The organism is Pseudomonas sp., assembly GCF_050739655.1.
Taxonomy (GTDB): domain Bacteria; phylum Pseudomonadota; class Gammaproteobacteria; order Pseudomonadales; family Pseudomonadaceae; genus Aquipseudomonas.
Genome location: NZ_JBOIBY010000480.1, coordinates 14,076 through 35,722, shown reverse-complemented (window position 1 = coordinate 35,722; position 21,647 = coordinate 14,076). Strand labels below are relative to the sequence as shown.

Genomic DNA, 21,647 nt, shown 5'->3' with positions numbered 1-21,647 from the left:
GAATGAACAGGTCAAACAAATCCAGCGCCCAGCCGAATGTCGAGGCAAATGCCGCCAGTAAGGCCTTGCCCGGTGGAATCTGCGGTGTATCGATAGCGGCGCTGGTTGGCGATGCAGTTGTTGTTGTTGTTGTTGTCGTGGTCATGGTTGCCTCACGCAAGACGTGTCTTGAGTTGGTTGGAACTATCGGAAACAGGCCGCTGAACACCAACGGCCGCCGGGTTCAATCGTGCGTCTGGAGCACGCGTTGCCAGTCTTGCGGCGCCGCGTGCGCTAGCTTGTCGAGTTCGACTTCCTGTTGGCCCGGCACCTGGATTCGTTTGAAGCGCATGGTCGGTGCCGACAGCGGCACCGTGGCGTCATAGCCCATCTTCGAGCCGACACCGTCACGGGTGGACGGGTCGAGTTTCGAGCCCTGGGATTCGTGGATCAGCACCAGGTCGCGGTCGGCCTGGAAACGGGTGGCAATCGCCCACTCGACTTCGGTGGGGTCATGAATGTCCACATCCAGATCCACCACGGTGACATGCTTGATGTCGTAGTGACCGCCCAGCGCGCCGAGGATGACGTTCTTGCCCTCGCCTTCGGAGCGTTTGTCGATCTGCACATAAAGGTGATAACGACACACTCCGCCCTTGCTCAGGTGCACGTCACGCACGCACGGAAAACTGCGGCGCAAGTGCGCGAGCATGGTCGCTTCGCGCGGGATGCCGCCGAGCAGCAAGTGTTCCAGGCCGCCGCCGACGATGGTGTGAAAGATCGGGTTGTGACGATGGGTTACGGCGTCGACTTCGATCACATGTCGCTCGGCGCGTTCGCCGTAGTACTGCGGAAACTCGCCGAACGGCCCTTCCATCTCCCGCGCCTTGGCCAGCAACCGGCCCTCGATGACGATCTCGGCGTCGGAAGGCACGCGAATCTGATGGGTCACGCAGCGCGTTACCGCCAGCGGACGGCCATGCAGAGCGCCGGCGATTTCCAGTTCGTCGTGATCGATCGGCACGATGGCCTGGGACGCCAGCAAGGTCAGCGGATCAGCACCAATTACCACCGCCACGTCCAGATCCTCACCCAGCGCCTCGACTTCCTGAAAGAAGGCCAGCGCATGGCGTGGCAGCAGCAATGCACCCAGTCGATTTGGGCTGCTCACCTGCAAGCGGTGAATCGAAACGTTCTGCACCCCGGTGCGCGGGTTGCGGGTAATCAGCAGGCCAGCGGTGATGTAAGGGCCGCTGTCGTACTCGTTGTGGGTGGGAATTGGTAGCAGTTTGTTCAGGTCGATCTCGCGATGCACCACTTGCTGACAAGCTGCATCGCTGACTTCCCGCCACGGCAGCGGATTGAGGCTGGCCGCCTCGAAACGCGCCAACACTTCAGCGGACTCCACGCCCATCGCCTCGGCCATCCACTGCCGGTCGGACAGCAGGCCGGAAACCACCGCAATCGAGTGGCCGCCAGGCTGGGGAAACAGTGAAGCGCTCTTGCCGTCCAGACGATTAGCAATCGCTGCAACGCCGAAACGCAGGTCCACGCCGGGACGTATCATTGCCAAACGCTGCTGGCGCTGCAAATGGTCGAGCCAGCCACGCAGGCTGGCGCCTGCTGGCAAGTCCCCGGCCATGTCGGCTTCGGGGGTGGAAAGGGTCACAGGCTGCATGGCCTTACCTCGTCATTATTGTTTTGGTGGCATGCCCGGTCGCCCGGCGGCGGGTTAAAGAACGGCTGATAGAAGTCCTTGAGCAACAAGGTGGCGATGCCCATGGTTAGCGCGGCCATGGTGCCGAACAGCGCCCCGGCCAGTCCTGCAACGGCGATCCCGGCCATCCATTCGTGCATGTGCCCGAAAAATTGCGCAAAGGCCTGCAACGATGGAATCACCGCCGGGAATTCCTTGCCTCCGGAGGTGAAGTTTTTCGCGCTTTGTGTAGAGCGTCGAACCCAGAAACTGATCAACGCCAAGACCACCCTGTAGGCGGCCACGATGGTTAATACCAGCCAGCTAGAAGCCATAAGTGGAACTCCGATTTTTATATTTATTGGACGGATTTCGGTGCAGCCGATCTCACCCTACGAGCCCCGCAACGGGTTTTCTATTAACGAATATTGATGCGCCCTATCAGTTTCAGTGAAGGGGCGGCAGGCCCTGCTCCATAGGGAGGCACGCCGTTGCCGACATGCTCCCGGGCCTGCTCGCCGGTACGCATTTACTCGCCGGTGAACACTGCCGGACGCTTGCTGTGAAACGCTTCGACGCCTTCCTTGAAGTCCTTGGAGCTGCGCAGGCGGCTGTAGCAGTGACCTTCCATTTCGATCGCGACGGTCAGCGGCGCATCTTCGTTGTCGTTGATCAGTTTTTTCGCCGTGCGCTGAGCCAGCGGCGAGAAGCGCCGCAGTTCATCAGCCAGCGCATCGACGGTGTTTTCCAGTTCGGTATCTGGCACGACCTCGGTAGCAATACCCCAGGCATAGGCCTGGTCGCCCGTAATGCGCTTGGCGCGCATCACCATGTGTTTGGTGCGGGTGATGCCGATGATTTTCTGCAGGCGTGCGGAGCCTCCCGAGCCTGGGATCTGACCCAGGTTCTGCTCCGGCAAGGCGTAGCGCGTGGTTTGCGAAGCAACGCGGAAATCGCAGGCCAGGGACAATTCAAAACCGACGCCGAAGGTGTAACCACGGTTGGCGACGATTACCGGTTTTTCGCAACGTGCCGGTGCCGCAACGTTCCAGGCCAGCTTCGAAACGTGCTCCGGCGAAGCTTCAAGGAAACCCTTGATGTCGCCACCGCTGGAGAAGTGTTCACCCACCGAGCGCAGCACGATGACGCGCACATCTTTGTGTGCATCGAGGGCTTCGAAGACCAGGCGCAGTTGATCGCGCTGCCCCATGGAAATGACGTTCAACGGCGCCCGGTTGAGGATGATGTCAGCGCGCTCGCGGGACACATCGACTTCAACCTGGAAGCCATCGAACTGAGTGTCGAGAAATTGCTGGATCGCTTGTTGTTGCATTGGAGTGTCCTCTGGATGATTAGCTGATGGCCTTCAAGGCCTGTTCCTGAAATTGGGCCAGCAGCACGCGCCGCAGCACCTTGCCAACTGGAGATTTGGGAATCTGATCGATGAACTGGTAACGCCGTGGCCGCTTGAATTTGGCCAGGCCCGAAGCGATGCAATGAGCATCGAGGTCGCATTCCGACACCTCGGCGCGCAGCTTGATAAACGCTGCAATGATCTTGCCCCACTGCTCGTCAGGCAGACCGACCACCACCACTTCTTCCACTGCCGGGTGCAGAGAGAGCATGTTTTCGATTTCCGCCGGGCTGACGTTTTCGCCGCCGGTGATGATCAAGTCATCGACACGACCCGTGACGAACAGATCGCCTTCCAGATCGAAGTAGCCGATGTCACCGGTGAAATACCATCCGTCACGCAACGCCTTGGCGTTCGCCTCAGGGCGGTTCAGGTAGCCTTCGAACGCCTCGTCACTCGCCAGGTCGGCGATGATCTGGCCCTCCTCCAATGGGTTGGCCTGCACGTCCACCGTTTCAGCATCGATCGGTACCACGCGCACGCGCTGGTTCATTGCACTGCGCCCTGAGGAGCCGGGTTTGCGACTGGCCTGCTGGTCGATGGTGAAGGTGTAGATTTCCGAGCTGCCGTAATGGTTGACGAACAACTGCGGCTGGAACGCCTGCTCGACGCGACGCATCAAGCCGTCGCTCATCGGCGCGCCGGCAAAGCCGATTTTCTCCACACTGGCTACTCGCTCGCGGGCGAAGGCCGGGTGCTCGATGAGCATGTGGTAGAGCGTCGGTACGAGGTACAGGTTGCTGACCTTTTCCCGCTCGATGGCCTGCAGCGTGGCTTCCACGTCGAACTTCGGCACACAGACGAAATGCCCGTCGATCAGCGCCATGGACAGCAACGAACGCACGCCCATGGTGTGGTAAAGCGGCATGACACCCAGCGTGCACTCGCTCTGGCGGTAGAGGTTTTGCGCTACGTGGGCCACCGCCGCGGCGCGTTCACTACGGTGCCGACGGGGCACGCCCTTGGGCTTGCTGGTGGTTCCGGAGGTGTACAGCAGCAGTGAAAAGTCTTCGGCGTCGGCCTGCAAAATGATGTCGGAGGGGGTCTGCGAACACAGCTCCTCGAAACTCAGGTCGGTGTCGGCGGCACGGATACCGGCGGCGATCCGTGGCAGCCTGGTGGCGGCGCTGCAACCGGCCACCGCGGCCACGGTCGCGTCGTCGTAAGCCAGTGCGCGGATTTGCGCATCTTCGATGCAGTAGCCCAGTTCATCGGCAGTCGAACGCCAGTTCAACGGGGTCATGACCACGCCCGCAAACTGACAGGCCCAATGCAGGGTCGCCATCTGCCAGCGGTTCTGCATCGCTACCAGCAGTCGGTCACCCCGTTGCAGCCCAAGGCGTTGCAAGCCCCGCGCTGCGCTCTGGATATCGACGAACCAGTCTTCATAGGTTTTCTTCAACGCACCGTCACTGACCGCCACGGCGTGCGGTCGGCGTTCAACGGCAGCGAGAAAACTGCGTCCGAGATCGAACATTATTGTTATACCCCTTTGTTCGTTTGGCGCTGGGCAGCGACTTCGAGCACGGCCTGGACGATGCCGGTGTAGCCCGTGCAGCGACATAGATGCCCCGAAAGCATGTCGCGTACCTGGGTCTCGTCCGGGTTGGGTACCCGTTCGAGGAAATCCACGCAGGACATGAGAATGCCCGCAGTGCAAAAGCCGCACTGCAAGGCGTGATGACGGCGAAAGGCTTGTTGCAGGTCGCTCAGTGTGTCGTCGTCGGCCAGGGACTCGACGGTCTCGATACGCCGCTCGTGCCCCTGTACCGCGAGCATCAGGCAGGAACGCATGGCGACCCCGTCCACCAGCACCGTGCAGGCGCCGCAGACACCGTGTTCGCAACCGACATGGACGCCGGTGGCACCGAGGTCGTGGCGCAGGAAGTCGCAGAGTTGGGTCCGCGGTTCGGCCAGCGCTTCGCGGGAGCGGCCATTGAGTTCCAGGCGAATCGGAAAGGTTTGGTCGGCAGTTACACGCATGTTCAGACTCCTTCGATCATCTGATGACCCAGCTCGCGAACCAGTTGGCGGCGATAGGCGGCGCTGGCGTGCACGTCGTCTTGTGCATCGAGCGACCAGGCGGTTTGATTGAGCGCGTCAGGCAGCGCCGCACCCCGTGGCAGGCTGCGACGTTGCGGACGGTCGGCGACCCCGCCGATGCCGAGTTCGACCTGGTCCGTCCCGATGGCCGCGGCCAGGGAGACAATTGCAAAGTCGCCGTGGCGCATGGCGATTTCGCGGAAGCGATAGGTGATGCCTTCGCGCTTGAGCGGAAAACGCACCTCGACGACCAGCTCATCCGCACGCTTGTCGGTGGTGAGAATGCCTTGGAAGAAGTCGGCGGCCTTGACGATGCGCTTGCCTTTTTTGGACTCGAGAACGATCTCGCCGCCCAGTGTCACCAGGCACAGCGGCAACTCGGCGCTGGGGTCGGCGTGAGCCACCGAACCGCAGACCGTACCGCGATTACGCGTCTGGAAGTGGCCGATCCAGGGCATCGCCAGTGCCAATAAAGGCACCTCGTCCATCAGGGTCGAACGCGCCAGCAACTGCGCCTGTCGCACCCCGGCACCTACCGCCAGGCAATCCTTGCGCAGCTCGATATAGGCCAGCTCGGCCACATGATTGATATCGATCAGCAACTTGGGTTGAGCCAGGCGCATGTTCAGCACCGCCATCAGCGATTGGCCACCGGCGATGATGCGAGCCTCCTGGCCGTACTCGGCGAGCAACTCAACCACCTGGCGACGGGTGTCAGCCCGAACGTAATCAAAAGCAGCCGGTTTCATTGAGCACCTCCCTTGCCAAACAGCGCGCCAAGCGAGGCACGCAGCCGCGCCCACCAGCCGGTGGAGATGGCTTGGCCGCTGACCCGTTGTGACAGACGAGTAAAGATTTGTCCGATGATCACTTTCGAGGCCCCTTGCAACATTCGGCCGCCGACCGCGGCGACTTTGCCGCTGACCGCCACCTGGTATTGGTATTCCAGACGTGTGTGGCCATTTTCCAGCTCGACGAAACGCACCTTGGCCTGGCCCTGGGCCGAGCCCATGGAACTGCTGCCGGAACCGGACAGACGCAATGAATGCGGTGGGTCCAGATCACTCAGGGCCACCTTGGCCTCGAAGCGCGCACGGATCATGCCGACGCCGACGGTGACGTCTGCGCGGTATCGGTTCTCGCCTTCAAGCACGAGGTCGTGGCAACCGGGAATGATCGCCGCCAGCGTCTGCGGGTCGAGCAAGGTATCGAAGACCTGTTGCGGCGAAGCAGGAATCACCACCGAGTCGTTGGCCCGCAACGCGGGTCCACCGGCAGGTGCTGCGTCCAGGTCTTCGTCGGGCTCCATACCGGCGGGCCGAGGGGGCTCGTCGATCCCGATGAGCGTGCGTACTTTCGATGGTGTCAGTGGCAGACGGATGTCCGAGCGACCGAGGGCGTCGGCCACCGCGTTGGCGATGCACACCGGCGTGCTCATGTTGTTGCCCTCGCCCACACCCTTGGCGCCCAGCGGGGTGAAGGGCGATGGCGTTTCCATGTGCAGGATCACCGGTTCGATCACTTCCGGTGCGGTTGGCACCAGATAATCGGCGAAGGTCCCGGAGAGGAAGCTGCCGTCCTCACCGTAGGCGAATTCTTCCATCAGCGCCGCGCCGAGGCCTTGGGTGAAGCCACCACGAATCTGGCCGTCGACCAGCGCGGGGTTGAGCAGGCGGCCGGCGTCATGGCAGGTGACGTAGCGATCGATGTGGATCTCGCCGGTCATGCGGTCGATTTCCAGACCACAGATGTCGAAGACAAAGCCGTAGCACAGCGAGCTATTGACCTGGTCCTGGTCGTCCGGGGCCACCAATTGCGGCGGGCTCCAGAACGCGGTTTCGCGCAGACCGCCACTTTCACCTTCCGGTAGCAGGCCCGGCGACCAGTGGGTCGCACCGGCAATCCGATGGAATGGCGCCACCGCCCCGCCATTGACCACAAAAATCTTGCCGCCGGCGAAACGAATATCTTCGGGACTGGCCTGCAATTGCTCGCCGGCAATCACGGCGAGGCGATCGCGGATCTTCAGCGCGGCCTTATAGACGGCACCGGCCACAGCGCCGGCGAAACGGCTGGAATAGTTGCCCGAGGCAATCGACCAAGCGTCCTTCTGAGTATCCAGCTCGACGTTGACCACGATGGATTCCAATGCAACCCCAAGCACTTCGGCGACGACCTGAGCGACGGTGGTTTGATGGCCCTGCCCTTGCGGTGCCGAGGACACATGCACACTGACGTCACCCAACGGGCCGACGTTGATGGTTGCGGTGGCGACAGCACCGTTTTTCGGACCGGCCTTGCGCCGCTCTTCGGGTGTCATCGCGGTGGTGATGTAACCCATGTTGGAAATCGAGGGTTCAATGACGGCGGCATAGCCAATGCCATAGATTCGACCTTCGGCCCGCGCCTGATCACGACGTTTGAGCAACTCGTCGAGTCCACCGTCAGCCGCCGCCAAGGCAATGCCAGCTTGGTAGTTGCCGGAATCGAGCAACGCACCGGCGGCCGCGCGATATGGGAAGGCATCGGCCGGCACCAGGTTGCGGCGGATCACGTCCAACGGATCAAGCTTCAACTGCACGGCGATATGTTGCAGCAGCCGCTCCAGGGCGAAATATACCTGCGGGCCACCGAAACCACGGTTCAGGCCGGAAGGGGTTTTGTTGGTCAGCACCACGCGGTTGCGCACTTGCAGATTGCGGATCGCATAGGCACCCGTCAGGTTGCCGTGCATGCGGTAGAAAGTCGCCGGTTCAGGCGCTCTAAGGTAGGCACCACAATCGTCGATCTGGTCATAACGCAAAGCGGTGATGCGCCCGTCTGCTTCTACCGCCGCTTCAATTTCGGTCACCCGATTGGTCGCCGAAGAAGCCCCCTGAAGATGTTCCAGACGGTCCTCGACCCACTTCACCGGTGCGCCGACCTTGCGTGACGCCAGCCCCATCATCACCACGTAAGGGAAAACCCCTTGCTTGATGCCAAAGCTGCCACCGGAATCTTTCGGTGTGCGCAAACGCAAGCGGTTGCCAGGCACATTCAGAGCCCGGGCCATGACCGTGTGTAATGCATAGGGGCCCTGGAAATTGGCCAGCACGTCATAAATGCCGGTGGCGCGCTCGTACTGAGCCAACACCACATAGCATTCAATGGGTGTGCAGGAACTGCGCGGAAACTTCACTTTGAGCGAGACCTTGTGCGGCGCCTGCTCGAAGGCCTGCTCCGGCTCGCCATAACGAAAGCGTCGTTCGTTGACCACGTTGCTGCCGACGGCTTCGTGCAGGATAGGCGCCTGTTCGGCGGTGGCCCGTTCTGGATCGATGATCGGGGGCAGCGGCTCGTATTCAACGCGCACACCTTCGATGGCGTCTTCGGCCAGATAGCGGCTCTCGGCGATCACCACGGCCACCGGCTCTCCAACGTAGCGCACTTTGTCGACGGCGACGCACCAGTGCTCCATCGGCTGACGTACACCCACCGGAAATGGCAGCGCCCAGCGTTTGACGTCTTCGCCGACCAGCACGCCGTGCACGCCTTTCATCAGCAGCGCACTGGAAAAGTCCACCGAGGTGATCCGCGCATGAGCGTGGGGTGAACGGATGATCGCCGCATGGAGCGTCCCCGGCGGGATCGCAGCGTCATCGGCATAGCAGCCGAGACCGCGCAACAATGCGGCGTCCTCGACACGGGCCTGACGGGCGCCGATGTGGCCGGTCTGATTTTCGGTAGCAGGTTGGAAACTAGTCATTTTTTCGCGGCTCTTGTTGTTATGCAGCGCGATAGCGTTAGAGCCGAGTGTGTGAGAAAGGCGCAGGGAGCGCCTTGCCTGGGGAGAGGGAGTTCTGCGTTGGAGTCTGACAATTTGCCTTAGCGTCTGATTTACAGGACTGGGACCCGACAGAATGGCCGCTCAGGGAAGGGACGCGGGATGGCTCAGGAAAGCTTCGATTTCTGCGTAGGGCATTGGTTTGGCAAAGTAATACCCCTGAAAAATATCGCAGCGACTGCCCTTCAGGAAATCCACCTGAGACGCCGTTTCCACGCCTTCGGCGACCACCGTCAGGCTGAGGTGATGGGCCATGGAAATAATGCCTTGGGTGATCGCTGCATCGTGAGGGTCGGTGGCGATTTCCTGGATGAACGAGCGATCAATCTTGATCTTGTGGATGGGCAAACGCTTGAGATAACTGAGGCTGGAAAAGCCGGTGCCGAAATCATCGAGCGCAATGCGCACCCCCAACGCCTTGAGCCGGTGCAACGTATCGATCGCCTGTTCAGCGCTATGCAACAGAAGCGACTCGGTGATCTCCAGCTCTAACTGCTCACCACGCAGACCATGTTTCTCCAGGGTGGCTTGGACACACTGGACGAAATTGCCACGCTGAAAATGCATCGGCGAAATATTCACCGCCATCGAGATGCCGGTGATGCCCTGCTCGCCTAACTGGCGCAAGTGCGCGCAGGCCGTATCGAGTACCCAAAGGCTCAGCGGGATAATCTGACCACTGTCCTCTGCCACCGGCACAAACACAGCGGGTGAGATAAATCCTTTTTCAGGATGCTCCCAGCGCAGCAACGCTTCGATCCCGACCACCCGCCCCGTGCGTGCTTCTATCTGCGGTTGATAATGCAGCTTGAGCGACTGAGTTTCGATAGCCTTTTGCAGGTCATTGCGCAGGCTCGCGTGCTCGCAAACACGCTGATTAAGATCGCTGGTGTACCACTGAAAGTTGTTGCGCCCTTGTTGCTTGGCTTTGTACATGGCCATGTCAGCCTGCTGGATCAGTTGCATCGGCTGCTCGATGTGACCATCGCTCAGGGTGATGCCGACACTTGCACTCACGTGCAGGTCAATGCCCTGGATGCAGTAGGGTCTGGCAATGCTGACCATCAATCGCTTGGCCACCGGTACAACGTCTTCATCACGAAGCAGGTCCGGGAGCAGAACGATAAATTCGTCACCGCCCATGCGCACGATGGTATCGCCGGGACGAACCTGCTGGGTCATACGCTGCGCCACCTCGATCAGCACCTGATCACCGAAGTAGTGCCCGATCGAATCGTTGATGGACTTAAATCCATCCAGATCAATGCACATCACCGCCAGACGACGCTTGCGCCGACGACTGATGTGACAAACCAGAACAAGCCGGTCTTCAAGCGAAACACGGTTAAGCAAGCCGGTCAGCCGGTCATGGCTGGCGTTGAAGCTCAACTGGCGCTCGTAATGCTTCTGCTCGCTGATGTCCCGGGCAATACCAAACACCCCGACGATTTCTCCGTTGACCATGATCGGCAGATTAGAGATGTCCATGGTCAGCAGATTGTCACTCTCGTCGAGAACCCGTGCCTCGAAACGCTGAGAATCTCCGGCGCGGGCTGCGGAAAAATGCTGACTGACCCGTTCCAGGTCTTCTTCGAGTACCAGATGGGAGAAGTGATGACCAATGAAATCGCTCGCGGTGTGCGGTTTCAGCTTCAGGCCCGCCGGATTCACACTCTGGATGTTGCCGGCCAGATCGAGGGCGAACACTGGATGGGGGTTGTAGGTGAACAAGGAACGAAAACGTTGTTCGCTTTCCTCCAGTCGTTGGCCATCACGCTCATGGCGGATCGCGAGGACTGCCAGTTGGGCTGCGCAGGCCAGTCGTTGAATCTGCGCCTCATCCGGTGCGTGGGTTCGGTTCTTGTACAGGGCAAATGTACCCAACACGCTTCCTTGATGGGAGAGCAAAGGCACCGACCAGCAGGAACGCAGGTTATGCCCCAGCGCCAGGCTGCGGAAACGCTCCCAGTTTGGGTCCCGGGCGATGTCTTCGGTAACCACAAGCTCGCGCCGGAACGCTGCGGTGCCGCAGGTTCCTTCGTGTGGACCAATGGCCATTCCATGAATCGCGTCACTGTATTCGACCGGCAGGCTGGGCGCCGCGCCGCTCAGCAAGCGTTTGCCCTCGGCATCAGTGAGCAGGATAGAACAGAAGGTTTCGGGGGCCTGATCGTCAAGCATCTGGCAGATGGCGCAAAGTATGTCGACCAGATGATGATCGGTCGCGATCATACCGAGAATGTCACGTTGCGACTTGGGGAAGGTCTTGCTGTGAGAGCTGGGACGAGTATTCATGGTGATTCCTGAAGACTCTCGAGGTCGTCCGGTCATCAGAGAGCCAGAAATAGTGGGCTGCCGATCACTGTCCACTAGTGCGTCGGACGCGCACTCTATAGAGCACCGACCAGCTAAAAAAAGGTTCAGATCCAACATAAAATACAGTATCAGATTGCCGCCGATTGGCTGACTTCGCTTTCTCGACTCGCTCGACCTAGGAGCACCCTCTGGCCAAATCGATTATGTCTTTTGCAGCGTACGTCGCCACAGTCCACCTAATGCCGTCCTAAGTCAGACTCTTCAATACTGAATCACTTAAAGTTTTGTGGCGCACGCGGAGCGCTTGTTTCAGGTCGACTCCGGCTCGGATTGATCGGCAGCAATCGGCACAGAGTGTTTAAAAACGCTAGATCCCGTTTCGATTTCCAAGGCCAGTAGCTGTCCGGCTTCGTAGCCTGATCAGGGTACGATGTCCCTTCCTGGTGAGCTAAACCGCCCCAGCAACACGCCAGATCATTCGTAGCGGCCAGGATGTGCTCAACGCATGGGCTCTTGGCGCAGGCGGCACATTGATAGCTCGCGCCATGGTCTACGAACTCGGCGCAATGGGCGAGTCAGGTGTCAGTAAGGCGTTGCAGATCCTGCACAAGGAGCTGGATGTGTCGATGGCGCATGCGGTCACACCGATATCAGAAACGTCGATCGAACAATTCTGGTCCCTGGCACTTTTTGAACGGCACTGCGAAGAGAAGACTATGAAAATTGACTTTTTAAATCTATCAGGCCTGGCTGCCCCCGTGGGTTTTTCACACGTAACCGTGGCTTGCGCATCAGAAAAGTACGCGTCCGAGATTGAGATCTTTACCTTCGGCAGAGGCTTGCGGACTCGGAATTCACGTACCAGCGTGCAAAAAAGACGTTTTCACCAGTCGATGAACCGGCAGTTTGGAAGGACCAACTTTTTCAATAGAATCGGTCGGTAGCGGCCGGCTGTGAAGTGCCATTTTCGATTCAAGCGGAGTACGCGTACCAACCTTGCGATCGTAACGAGAACAAGGTCGGTCTTGTGCGATCAGTCGACTGACTGTGGCACGCGCCTGAGCGCCTCAGCCATGAAGGGAGCTGTCTGGCTTGTTGGCGCGACCGCTACCTGCCGAGGCGTGCCGACCGCCACGATCCGGCCGCCCGCCTCTCCCGCGCCGGGCCCGACGTCGACTACCCAGTCGGCCTGGGTCACCGCGCGCATGTCGTGCTCGATCATCACTACGGTATTGCCAGCATCGACCAGGCGCTGCAATTGTACCAGCAAGCGGTCGACATCCGACGCGTGCAGGCCGGTAGTCGGCTCGTCGAGCACATACAGGCTGCGACCTCGCTGGCTTCGCTGAAGCTCCGTGGCGAGCTTGATGCGTTGCGCTTCGCCCCCCGACAACTCCGTGGCGGGCTGCCCAAGGCGCAGATAACCCAGCCCGATGTCCCGCAGTAGCTGCAACGGCCGCGCGATGGCGTCCTGGCTCGCAAAGAAGTCCTGGGCTTCTTCCACCGTCATGTTCAGCACATCGGCGATGTTGCTCCCATTCCAGCGCACGGCGAGCGTAGCCTCGTTATAGCGCGCGCCATGGCACGTGGGACAGGGTGCGTAGACGCTGGGCATGAACAGCAGCTCAACGCTGACGAAACCCTCGCCTTCGCACGTCTCGCAGCGCCCCTTCGACACGTTGAAGGAAAACCGACCGGCGTCGAAGCGACGACGGCGCGCGTCCGGCGTCGCGGCAAACAGTTTTCGCACGTGATCGAACAGACCGGTGTAGGTGGCCAGGTTGGAACGTGGCGTGCGGCCAATCGGCTTCTGGTCGACCTGGACCAGGCGCTGGATCACCTCCACATCGCCTGCAAGGTGGCCACCGGTGACTTCGATCATCGCCGGCCCTTCGCTGCTGGCGTTTTCGGCCGCATCGTCCTCGGGCTCGTGCCCCAGGTGCAACAACAACAGTTCCGGCAAGGCCTGAGCGGCCAGGCTGGATTTGCCCGAACCCGAGATGCCGGTCACCGCCGTCAGCACGCCGAGCGGGATGTTGGCATCCACGCCATGCAGGTTGTGCCGCCGAATACCTCGCAACTCCAGCCAGCCGGCGGGTTCGCGCCCACGGCTAGCCGGCGCGGGGATTTCATCGAACAGATAACGTGCGGTGCGCGACTCGGCAATCTCACGCAGCCCTTGCGGCACACCGCTGTAAAGCACATGGCCGCCCCGCTCTCCCGCATCCGGCCCCACATCCACCAGCCATTGCGCGCGGCGCATCAAGTCGAGGTCGTGTTCCACCACGAACACCGAATTGCCGGCATCGCGCAGCTTGTCCAGAGCGTCGTACAGCGACTGGCTGTCTGAGGGGTGCAGGCCTGCTGAGGGTTCGTCGAGCACATACACCACGCCAAACAGCATGGAGCTCAGTTGCGTGGCAAGCGCAAGCGTTGCAGCTCGCCAGCCGACAGCGTCGGGGTGGCCCGATCCAGGGTGAGGTAACCCAGGCCCAATCCGCGCAGCTGGCGCAGTCGCGCCATCACACCCCCGACCAGGCGCTGCGCGGCAAGGCGCTTCTCCTCCGAGAGCGCCGAGGTCCGGCGCACGTCAGGCGATTCGGCATGCACCGCACGACCGCGCGCGGCGCGTTCGGATCGATCACGACGGGTCGCGGCCAGGTCGGTGCCCTCCCCGGCTGCGTGCGCGCGAAAATCGCCCTGGGCGATGGGCTCGAGCAGTGCAGCCAGGCGGTCCAGCGGCATTTGCATAAACTCGCCGATGTCCACCCCGGCAAAGGTGACCGACAGCGCCTCGGCCTTGAGCCGCTTGCCGTGGCAGGTCGGACATGGCTTGTCTTCCATGTAGCGCGACACGCGCTTTCTCATCAATGCGCTCTGGGTATTGGCAAAGGTGTGCAGCACATAGCGTCGCGCGCCGGTGAAGGTCCCCATGTAGCTGGGATCGAGCTTGCGCTTGAGTGCGTCACGGGTTTGGGCAGGTGTGAAGCCCGCGTAGACGGGTACCGTGGGCGTCTCCTCGGTGAACAGGATCCAGTCACGGTCTTTCCTGGACAGGTCCTTCCAGGGGCGGTCGACGTCGTAGCCCATGGTGACCAGGATGTCGCGCAGGTTCTGACCATGCCAGGCCGGTGGCCAGGCGGCGATGGCCCGATCACGTATGCTAAGCGACGGGTCGGGTACCATGCTCGCCTCCGTCACCTCGTACACGTGGCCCAGGCCATGACACGCCGGACATGCCCCTTGCGGCGTGTTTGGCGAAAAGTCCTCTGCGTACAACATCGGTTGATGGGCGGGATAGGCGCCGGCACGCGAGTACATCATGCGTATGAAACTGGACAGCGTGGTCACACTGCCTACGGAAGAGCGCGCATTGCTCGCCCCACGCTGTTGCTGCAATGCGACCGCTGGCGGCAGGCCGTCGATCGCATCGACATCCGGAACGCCCGCCTGGTCGATCAATCGCCGCGCATAGGGGGCAACCGACTCGAAGTAGCGCCGCTGCGCCTCGGCATAGATCGTGCCGAAGGCAAGCGAGGACTTGCCGGAACCCGACACACCGGAAAACACCACGAGCGCATTGCGTGGAATGGCGACATCGACGTCCTTGAGATTGTTTTCCCGCGCGCCGCGCACTTCCACCAGGCCGCTGGCCGCAGTGTTGCAGGAGGATTCACCGAATGAAGGGTTTGGCATGGGTTCCCGTCCCGCTGTTCGTGATGGCAACGTGCTGATGATCCGGGTAGGCCGAACGCTCATGTTGACCGGAGTTTAGTGTTGCAAGTTCGGCGCCCGCGTTGAATCCCCTGCCCTGCCCCGGGAACCTTTCGCCTGTCGCTGTCAATCCAGCGACCGAACATTCGCTGTAGATGTGCCAGGCGCTGGTGGATTCGTTGCTGGAAGATGTAGAAAACCGGAGTCAGGCTCGCGCTTTGATGGGTTTCGGTGCTGCGTCCGGCTCCATATCCCAACACAGGGCATCGGGCAATTCGGCTTGCACAGTGGTGTGGATACGGGCTTAAGCAGGATCGCCAGCCCCCCCTCCACGGCTTTATCCCAGTTGGCATCGCTACACGTCCAAACTCAGCCGCGCCTCTGACGCTGCAAAGTGGCGGCAGGAGTGTTGGTTGGAGCGCCTTACTGGACTTGCTTAGCCGGGTAGCTTGGCCGCGAGGACGTCAACCTTCTCGATTGACGGCGGTGTGGCAAACAGCTCGGCAGCCTTGGCCATAAGCGCCGCTGCGACCTTGCCTGAAAGATGAGCCTGCCGGCCTGCTTCATCCGGGAAGGCGTCAAAGATGCCAAAGGTGGACGGCCCCAAGCGGATGGCGAACCAAGCCGTAGTGGCTGGTTCTTCCTCCACTATTGGAAGGCCACCCAAGAGAAAGCTCTCTACATCTTTCTCTTTCCCGGGCTTTGCTTCCAGACGAACGAACAACGCTACGTTGACCATGACGTGCCTCCTGTTGTTAGGACTACATCATCATGCGCCATGCTTTCCAGTAAGCCCAACGCAATATTCGCCGATATGCCGCCCAGCTCCAGCGTGGCGGGGATGAGGGGTAGCGTCGAGTCAGGTGCCAAACCATCGGGTAAAAAAGTTGCCTAAATTGGCAGCAAGATAAGCGCGCGAAGTGTTGCTGGCACTGGAGGATACCGAAAATTCGTTCAGCGACTACGGTAAGCGTCACCAACGACTATAGTCATCGATGAGCCAGAGCGAATCCTGCGGTTCTGCTACACACTTGGCCCTCAATCCAATTCCGCGAATACACGGCGGATCTCCTTTTGTTCCTTAATGCGGAACACGAACGGCTCGCAGCCGAAGACAATCAAACTCACGCTGAGATAGAGGGGTGTCGAGGCATCGTCGCCATTTATAAATCACATGGCGGTGGATGGAGTTATCCCTCCGGGCAAGTCGATCCCGCTGAGCAGACCCCAACCGCCCATCAATAAGGGCTCAAGCAATGCACACTTCAGAATTGGATGTTTCAAAAGAAACGAATGACGACCTGGTTCAAGGGCCGCTGCCGGCCGGCACTGTCGCGCCCGACTTCACTCTGTACGCAACCCCTGATCAACAGTTGCCGCTGCGCGAGCTAAAGGGAAACACGTGATACTGGCGTTTTATCCCGCTGACTGGACTTCGGTGTGCGGTGACCAACTGACTTTGTACAACCAGTTGCTACCCACATTCAGAGAATACGGTGCGGCGCTACTGGGTATCTCAGTTGACAGCGCCTGGTGTCATCAGGCCTTTGCCAAAGATCGGAATTTTCACTTCAGCCTGCTGGCCGATTTCGAGCCCAAAGGGGCTGTGGCACGACAGTATGGGGCGTACGAGTCCCACCTGGGGGTTTGTAAGCGGGCGCTGTTCGTGATTGACAAGGAGGGAGTGGTCGCCTGGAGCTACGTCTCCCCGATGGCAATCAATCCCGGGGCGGACGGCATTCTGGATGCGCTGGATGATCTGGCGAATTCATCACAAAGCACGCCAACCTAACATTAATAGGTGATCACATGGCCAATCTCAAAGTCCCGGTAAGTGCAACCGACCATCGCCAGGGAAGTGCGCAAGCCAAGGTCACACTGGTGGAATTTGGTGACTATCAATGTCCCTATTGCGGTGAAGCGTATTGGGTGGTCAAAAAGCTACAACAGCATTTTCGCGATGATTTGCAGTTCGTGTTCCGTAACTTTCCACTGACCACCGCTCACCCGCATGCGCTGGGTGCAGCTGTCACCGCTGAGTATGCCGGGAGTCGAGGATTTTTCTGGGAGGCTCACGACGAATTGTATGAAAATCAGGATCGATTGGGCCTGCCGCTGTTTCGGGCCATCGTTCTAAAACACGGCCTCTCCAGCGAAGAACTCGATCTTGCTATGCAAGACGATACTTACATACCCAAAATACAATCCGATTTTAATGGCGGTGTACGCAGCGGCGTGAATGGCACCCCAGCGTTTTACATTGTCGGGCTTCGCTATGACGGGGTTCCAGAGTTCACCGAGATGAGTCAGATGATTGAGCTTTCGTTAGTGCGTGGACGAAATCGCTAGAGAGCGACATCGGCTTGGCATCACCCACACCGTAGCCGAGGGCGAACGAGAGGGCTTGAAAATAGCAGCGTTCAATCTGGCCGATTGCTGCCTGTCGTGAAGGGCAGAAAACGACCGATTCTGTTGAAAAAGTCGATTTTTCAGGAAACGTGACGCTGAGCTTGGCCTCATCAAAGAACCTATTCACCACTGTTAAGTGGTTTTTCGGTACTTCGTTGACCGTTGCTGCTTTGTCAGTGGGTTAATTTGAGGGTTTTGCTTGAAATAGGCGTACCTATCCTGTGGCGGGCGGCCCTTGAGATGTAAGTTTGGCCAGTCGGCGCAGGTTCTGTACCGCAGCAGCCAGCGTGAACTCATCGGCTGCGCCACTCATCCCTCGTAGTCGCAAGCGATCCAGTTTCAAGATGCGCTTGAGGTGGGCGAACAACATTTCGACCTTTTTACGTTCGTGGCGAGAACGTACGTATTGCGCCGTCGCTGCGATGCGCCGGGCCACATTACGAGCGGCTTCGTGGACGCTGCGAACGATCTTGCGGAACGCCGTGTTCGGGCAACACTTGGCTTTCATTGGGCATGTCGCGCAGTCGGTTTGGCTGGATCGGAAGTTGATGGTGTTCGCTTTCGTCACGTGTGAGCGCAGGTTCTTGAAAGCTCTCCATTCGCTACGCAATGCCTTACCAGCAGGACAGCGATACTCCTCAGCGTCTTTGTTCCAGTGGAAGTCGCTGATCGAAAAACTGTCGTCCTTGCGCTCTGCTTTATCCCACACCGGCACATGCGGCTCGATATCTTTCTCTTCCACCATCCAGGCCAACATCGGTGCTGTGCCGTAAGCGGTATCGCCGATTAAGCGATCGGTTTGATGTCGAACAACTCTTCGACTCGATCAATCATGGTTTTGGTGCTCTCGACCTCGGCCGTTCGATGAGCCGGTGTGGGTTCCACATCCATGATCACGCCGTGCTCGGTATCGATCAGATAATTCGTCGAGTAAGCGTAAAACGCTGGGCCACCTGGAGCTGCGGTCCAGCGGGCTTGAGGATCGGTCAGCGACAGGCGCTTGGGTAGCGTTTCGGCCAGTGCCTCCTCATCAAGTGCTTCGAGGTACTCACGCACGGCGCGGGTACTCAGGGCCGGATCGCTCCAGTTGACTGGTTCATCGCCTGGTACACCGCGCTGCCGACTCGCATCCGCTTTGATAATGCTGGCGTCCACGGCAAAGCCTTCGCCCTTGATCAGACCCGCGTCCATGCAGCGACGCAGCACCTCATTGAACAGCCATCGAAACAGATCACTGTCCCTGAAACGGCCGTGTCGATTTTTGGAAAACGTCGAGTGATTGGGGACTTCATCCACAAGGCTCAGCCGGCAGAACCAGCGATACGCCAGGTTCAAATGAGCCTCTTCGCATAACCGCCGTTCGGAGCGAATGCCATAGCAATAGCCCACGACCAGCATGCGGATCATCAACTCAGGATCAATCGACGGACGCCCAATTGGGCTATAGAAATCGGCGAGATAGTGGCGCAAGTCGCTCAGATCGAGACACCGATCAATGCTGCGCAGAAGGTGATTGGCTGGGATGTGATCTTCAAGGTTGAACGAGTAAAACAGTCGCTCCTGCCCACTCGATAACTGTCCCATCATGCTGCGTACTCTCCCGCTGGCCGATGAGCAGATTTTGCCTCAGGCCAAGCAGGAGAGATACTTTTTCAACAGAGTCGACCCATAGCTGTCGTTCACCAGCGGAAAACTGCTCCGCAACGGACTGCTGAAAATAGCTCAGCGGAGAAACCAAAAACCTTCATCAGATCGTCGAGGTTTCAAGCGTATCGGCTTCATTGAATAGTTCGCGCATCACCACCACGAACGCTTCAGCCGGACGGGATGGCTTCTGGGTTTGCGACGAGGCGATCACGACTCGTTGCGGTGGGATGCTAGCGTCAAATGGGCGACACACGATGGCTCGCCCGTCGTAGCTCAAGTCTCCAGCGGGTCGAGTGACAAGAATCGACACTCCGTGCCCATGTGCCACGAGTGAGCGCACCATTTCCACCGAGCGCAACTCCATAATGACATTGGGCTCTAAACCGCCCGTGCGGAACAGTGACAGGAAATAGTCGCGACTGTGAGGCAGGTCTAGAAGGATGAAGGGCTCGGTTTGCAAATCCTGAATACACAAGCTGGCTTTTGCTGCCAGATGATGCCCTTCGGGCAGCAGCACATAAGGTGATTGCAGTCCCACCGCCTGTAGCTTGACCTTACGAGCCAGGTTCATGTCATAGATCAGCGCTAAATCAAGGGTGCCGCGCTCCACCCGTTCGATCAGTTCCTCGGTGTCACCTTCGACAATGGCGACTCGTACCTCAGGAAAACGCTGCTTGAAGCGCTCGACCATGGTGGGGACATGTCGCGCGCCCAACGTTGCAAAACAACCCACCGAAAGGTCTCCAACCACGCTATCAGTCTCCTTGGCAGAGAGCTGCGCGGCACTTTGCAGTAGCTGCCTTGCTTGCTGATAGCGGCGGGTTCCGGCGGAGCTGAGTTCGATCCCTTTGCCTGGAATCCTCACGAACAAGCGCTCATCCCATAAGGCTTCCAACTCCGCAATCGCGTTCGATATCGAGGGTTGGGACACACTCAGCGACTTCGCCGCATTGACGGTACTTCGACATTGGGCCGCTGCTACAAAGTATTCGATTTGCCGAAGGCTGAAGTGAATCATTATTTTTAATTCGCTGTATCAACAGTGCATATTTTTAATTATACACCCCGCCGCTTAACCTCAGTCCATCCACAGCCTGTGTCCTTCCAAAAAAACGCGCTGATCTGGCGCAGATGCTGCACTAACAATATCGAGGATTCGCCCATGGCTCGTTCAACTGCGCCTGTTGCACCGAGGTCGGTAATTGAAACCCGCTCCATCGATTACATACCGGAAAACGAGCGCCATGGCAGCGCATTCGGTCAGTTCACACTGTGGCTGGGTGTGAACCTGAACATCACGGCCATCGTCACCGGGGCTTTGGCGGTGGTGCTGGGAGGCGATGTATTCTGGTCGTTGATTGGCCTTCTGATAGGCCAAGTACTTGGCAGCATCGTCATGGGCCTGCAAGCCGCCCAGGGGCCGGCGATTGGCCTGCCACAGATGATCCGCAGTCGCGTGCAGTTCGGTGTCTATGGTGCGGTCATTCCGCTTGTACTGGTGAGTTTGTTGTACGTAGGGTTCTCGGCGGGCGGCACGTTGCTGGCCGGTCAATCCGTGGCGAAAGTGCTATCGATCGCGGACTGGCAGGGCATCATTCTGTTCGGCCTGGTAACCCTGTTGTTGGCGACCCTTGGGTATCGCACCATCCACTCCATCGCCAAAGTAGCCAGCGTGGTGGGCGTCATTGCCTTTATCTACATGTTCGGTGCGTTGCTGGCCCGGCACGATATCCATGCGCTGCTCGACAATCGTCACTTCGTCGCTGCCAACTTCGTGTTTTCGATCTCGTTGGCAGCCGCCTGGCAGATTTCGTATGGGCCATACGTAGCGGACTACTCCCGATATTTGCCCAGTCAGACGTCCAAGTTGAAGATCTTTCTGGCTGCATCGCTGGGCACAGTACTGGGATCACAGGCCGCCATGACCTTCGGTGTGTTTGCCGCAGCCCTCGCCGGAACCGCCTTCTCGGGCCATGAGGTAGAGTTTGTCGTAAGCCTGGGCTCGACGGGTTTGTTGGCCATGATCCTGTATCTGGTGGTCGGCTTCGGCAAGATCACCATGATGACCCTCAACGCTTACAGCAGCTACATGTCCAGCGCGACCATTGTCAGCGCGTTCTGCGGCGTCAGCAAAGTGTCTCTGACCCATCGCTTCATCTACGTGCTGGGAATGGTGTCCGTTGCAGTGCTGATTGCCCTGGCCGGTTCCCACAGCTTTATCAGTGCGTTTTCTTCCTTCCTCATTTTTCTCCTGGCGTTCATCACCCCCTGGAGCGCTATCAGCCTAGCCGACGTGTTCTTCGTAAACGGCACGCGCTATGACCTGGCAGCTCTCAATGATCCCGCTGGCCGCTATGGCCGTTGGAACTGGCCGGTTATTGTCACCTACTGCTGTGGGGTACTGATGGAGTTGCCGTTCATTTCCAGCGGTTTCTACACCGGACCGGTCGCCCGTGCGCTGAACTATGCAGATGTTTCCTGGGTGGTCGGCCTGCTGGGTACCGGAATGCTTTATTGCCTGGTCAGTCGGCGAATGGCCGCCAGGGTGCCACCGTCCCTGACGCCTGCTCTCGACAGCAAAGCCTAACTGGATTGCCAATCCAATC

The 21,647-nt window shown here is 59.3% G+C and carries 14 protein-coding genes and 4 pseudogenes; 6 read left to right on the top strand and 12 right to left on the bottom strand.

Going from position 1 to position 21,647, the window contains the following annotated elements:
* Positions 1–223 precede the first annotated feature (223 nt).
* From ACRESJ_RS23205 to ACRESJ_RS23170, 8 genes are all read right to left on the bottom strand, one after another.
* Positions 224–1,657: a UbiD family decarboxylase gene (locus tag ACRESJ_RS23205; RefSeq protein WP_431759990.1), complete on the bottom strand. Its 1,434-nt coding sequence runs from the start codon at positions 1,655–1,657 to the stop codon at positions 224–226.
* Positions 1,645–2,010: a hypothetical protein gene (locus tag ACRESJ_RS23200; RefSeq protein ID WP_017737795.1), complete on the bottom strand. Its 366-nt coding sequence runs from the start codon at positions 2,008–2,010 to the stop codon at positions 1,645–1,647. The genes ACRESJ_RS23205 and ACRESJ_RS23200 overlap by 13 nt, the downstream gene beginning before the upstream one ends.
* Positions 2,011–2,204: 194 nt before the next feature.
* Positions 2,205–3,008: an enoyl-CoA hydratase/isomerase family protein gene (locus ACRESJ_RS23195; protein ID WP_052229556.1), complete on the bottom strand. Its 804-nt coding sequence runs from the start codon at positions 3,006–3,008 to the stop codon at positions 2,205–2,207.
* Positions 3,009–3,027: 19 nt separating this feature from the next.
* A complete protein-coding gene (locus ACRESJ_RS23190; protein WP_034113328.1) occupies positions 3,028–4,566 on the bottom strand; it encodes an AMP-binding protein in 1,539 nt (512 codons plus the stop codon).
* A 5-nt stretch (positions 4,567–4,571) separates the two neighbouring features.
* Positions 4,572–5,072 (bottom strand): (2Fe-2S)-binding protein, encoded by a 501-nt coding sequence (locus ACRESJ_RS23185; RefSeq protein ID WP_008060977.1) that lies wholly within the window; start codon positions 5,070–5,072, stop codon positions 4,572–4,574.
* A 2-nt stretch (positions 5,073–5,074) separates the two neighbouring features.
* Positions 5,075–5,881: an FAD binding domain-containing protein gene (locus ACRESJ_RS23180; RefSeq protein WP_431759989.1), complete on the bottom strand. Its 807-nt coding sequence runs from the start codon at positions 5,879–5,881 to the stop codon at positions 5,075–5,077.
* Positions 5,878–8,877: a xanthine dehydrogenase family protein molybdopterin-binding subunit gene (locus ACRESJ_RS23175; RefSeq protein WP_017737799.1), complete on the bottom strand. Its 3,000-nt coding sequence runs from the start codon at positions 8,875–8,877 to the stop codon at positions 5,878–5,880. The genes ACRESJ_RS23180 and ACRESJ_RS23175 overlap by 4 nt, the downstream gene beginning before the upstream one ends.
* Before the next feature lie 162 nt (positions 8,878–9,039).
* Positions 9,040–11,250: a putative bifunctional diguanylate cyclase/phosphodiesterase gene (locus ACRESJ_RS23170; RefSeq protein WP_431759988.1), complete on the bottom strand. Its 2,211-nt coding sequence runs from the start codon at positions 11,248–11,250 to the stop codon at positions 9,040–9,042.
* Between the two features lie 497 nt (positions 11,251–11,747).
* Between ACRESJ_RS23170 and ACRESJ_RS23165 the strand changes: the two are divergent.
* A pseudogene (locus ACRESJ_RS23165) lies at positions 11,748–11,965 on the top strand (alpha-hydroxy-acid oxidizing protein); the annotation flags it as partial.
* Between the two features lie 339 nt (positions 11,966–12,304).
* Here the strand turns inward: ACRESJ_RS23165 and ACRESJ_RS23160 are convergent.
* Both ACRESJ_RS23160 and ACRESJ_RS23155 read right to left on the bottom strand, forming a co-directional pair.
* Positions 12,305–14,967 (bottom strand): annotated as a pseudogene (locus ACRESJ_RS23160) (excinuclease ABC subunit A).
* A 454-nt stretch (positions 14,968–15,421) separates the two neighbouring features.
* The gene (locus tag ACRESJ_RS23155; protein ID WP_431759987.1) at positions 15,422–15,724 is read right to left on the bottom strand and encodes a putative quinol monooxygenase; all 303 of its coding nucleotides are present in this window, start codon (positions 15,722–15,724) and stop codon (positions 15,422–15,424) included.
* 175 nt (positions 15,725–15,899) lie between these two features.
* Here ACRESJ_RS23155 and ACRESJ_RS23150 point away from each other — a divergent pair.
* The 4 genes and pseudogenes from ACRESJ_RS23150 to ACRESJ_RS23135 all read left to right on the top strand — a co-directional run.
* Positions 15,900–16,230: pseudogene (locus tag ACRESJ_RS23150) on the top strand (TolC family protein); the annotation flags it as partial.
* An 11-nt stretch (positions 16,231–16,241) separates the two neighbouring features.
* Positions 16,242–16,391 carry a hypothetical protein gene (locus ACRESJ_RS23145; protein WP_431759986.1) on the top strand — a complete coding sequence of 50 codons (150 nt, stop codon included), beginning with the start codon at positions 16,242–16,244 and terminating at the stop codon, positions 16,389–16,391.
* The gene (locus tag ACRESJ_RS23140; RefSeq protein ID WP_431759985.1) at positions 16,388–16,777 is read left to right on the top strand and encodes a redoxin domain-containing protein; all 390 of its coding nucleotides are present in this window, start codon (positions 16,388–16,390) and stop codon (positions 16,775–16,777) included. Before ACRESJ_RS23145 ends, ACRESJ_RS23140 begins: the two co-directional genes overlap by 4 nt.
* 17 nt (positions 16,778–16,794) lie before the next feature.
* Positions 16,795–17,334 carry a DsbA family protein gene (locus ACRESJ_RS23135; protein ID WP_431759984.1) on the top strand — a complete coding sequence of 180 codons (540 nt, stop codon included), beginning with the start codon at positions 16,795–16,797 and terminating at the stop codon, positions 17,332–17,334.
* 274 nt (positions 17,335–17,608) lie between these two features.
* On the opposite strand, the pseudogene ACRESJ_RS23130 reads toward ACRESJ_RS23135, so the two are convergent.
* Together ACRESJ_RS23130 and ACRESJ_RS23125 are read right to left on the bottom strand one after the other, a co-directional pair.
* A pseudogene (locus tag ACRESJ_RS23130) lies at positions 17,609–18,981 on the bottom strand (transposase).
* Between the two features lie 160 nt (positions 18,982–19,141).
* Positions 19,142–20,059, bottom strand: a complete 918-nt coding sequence (locus ACRESJ_RS23125; protein ID WP_431759983.1) for a LysR family transcriptional regulator — start codon at positions 20,057–20,059, stop codon at positions 19,142–19,144.
* Positions 20,060–20,203: 144 nt separating this feature from the next.
* Between ACRESJ_RS23125 and ACRESJ_RS23120 the strand changes: the two genes are divergently transcribed.
* The gene (locus ACRESJ_RS23120) at positions 20,204–21,628 is read left to right on the top strand and encodes a purine-cytosine permease family protein (RefSeq protein WP_103406143.1); all 1,425 of its coding nucleotides are present in this window, start codon (positions 20,204–20,206) and stop codon (positions 21,626–21,628) included.
* Positions 21,629–21,647 lie beyond the last annotated feature (19 nt).

Excerpts from the sequence above, each read along its gene's own strand:
- ACRESJ_RS23205 (WP_431759990.1), bottom strand. The coding sequence starts at position 1,657 with ATGCAGCCTGTGACCCTTTCCACCCCCGAAGCCGACATGGCCGGGGAC.
- ACRESJ_RS23200 (WP_017737795.1), bottom strand. The coding sequence starts at position 2,010 with ATGGCTTCTAGCTGGCTGGTATTAACCATCGTGGCCGCCTACAGGGTG.
- ACRESJ_RS23195 (WP_052229556.1), bottom strand. The coding sequence starts at position 3,008 with ATGCAACAACAAGCGATCCAGCAATTTCTCGACACTCAGTTCGATGGC.
- ACRESJ_RS23190 (WP_034113328.1), bottom strand. The coding sequence starts at position 4,566 with ATGTTCGATCTCGGACGCAGTTTTCTCGCTGCCGTTGAACGCCGACCG.
- ACRESJ_RS23185 (WP_008060977.1), bottom strand. The coding sequence starts at position 5,072 with ATGCGTGTAACTGCCGACCAAACCTTTCCGATTCGCCTGGAACTCAAT.
- ACRESJ_RS23180 (WP_431759989.1), bottom strand. The coding sequence starts at position 5,881 with ATGAAACCGGCTGCTTTTGATTACGTTCGGGCTGACACCCGTCGCCAG.
- ACRESJ_RS23175 (WP_017737799.1), bottom strand. The coding sequence starts at position 8,877 with ATGACTAGTTTCCAACCTGCTACCGAAAATCAGACCGGCCACATCGGC.
- ACRESJ_RS23170 (WP_431759988.1), bottom strand. The coding sequence starts at position 11,250 with ATGAATACTCGTCCCAGCTCTCACAGCAAGACCTTCCCCAAGTCGCAA.
- ACRESJ_RS23155 (WP_431759987.1), bottom strand. The coding sequence starts at position 15,724 with ATGGTCAACGTAGCGTTGTTCGTTCGTCTGGAAGCAAAGCCCGGGAAA.
- ACRESJ_RS23145 (WP_431759986.1), top strand. The coding sequence starts at position 16,242 with ATGCACACTTCAGAATTGGATGTTTCAAAAGAAACGAATGACGACCTG.
- ACRESJ_RS23135 (WP_431759984.1), top strand. The coding sequence starts at position 16,795 with ATGGCCAATCTCAAAGTCCCGGTAAGTGCAACCGACCATCGCCAGGGA.
- ACRESJ_RS23125 (WP_431759983.1), bottom strand. The coding sequence starts at position 20,059 with ATGATTCACTTCAGCCTTCGGCAAATCGAATACTTTGTAGCAGCGGCC.
- ACRESJ_RS23120 (WP_103406143.1), top strand. The coding sequence starts at position 20,204 with ATGGCTCGTTCAACTGCGCCTGTTGCACCGAGGTCGGTAATTGAAACC.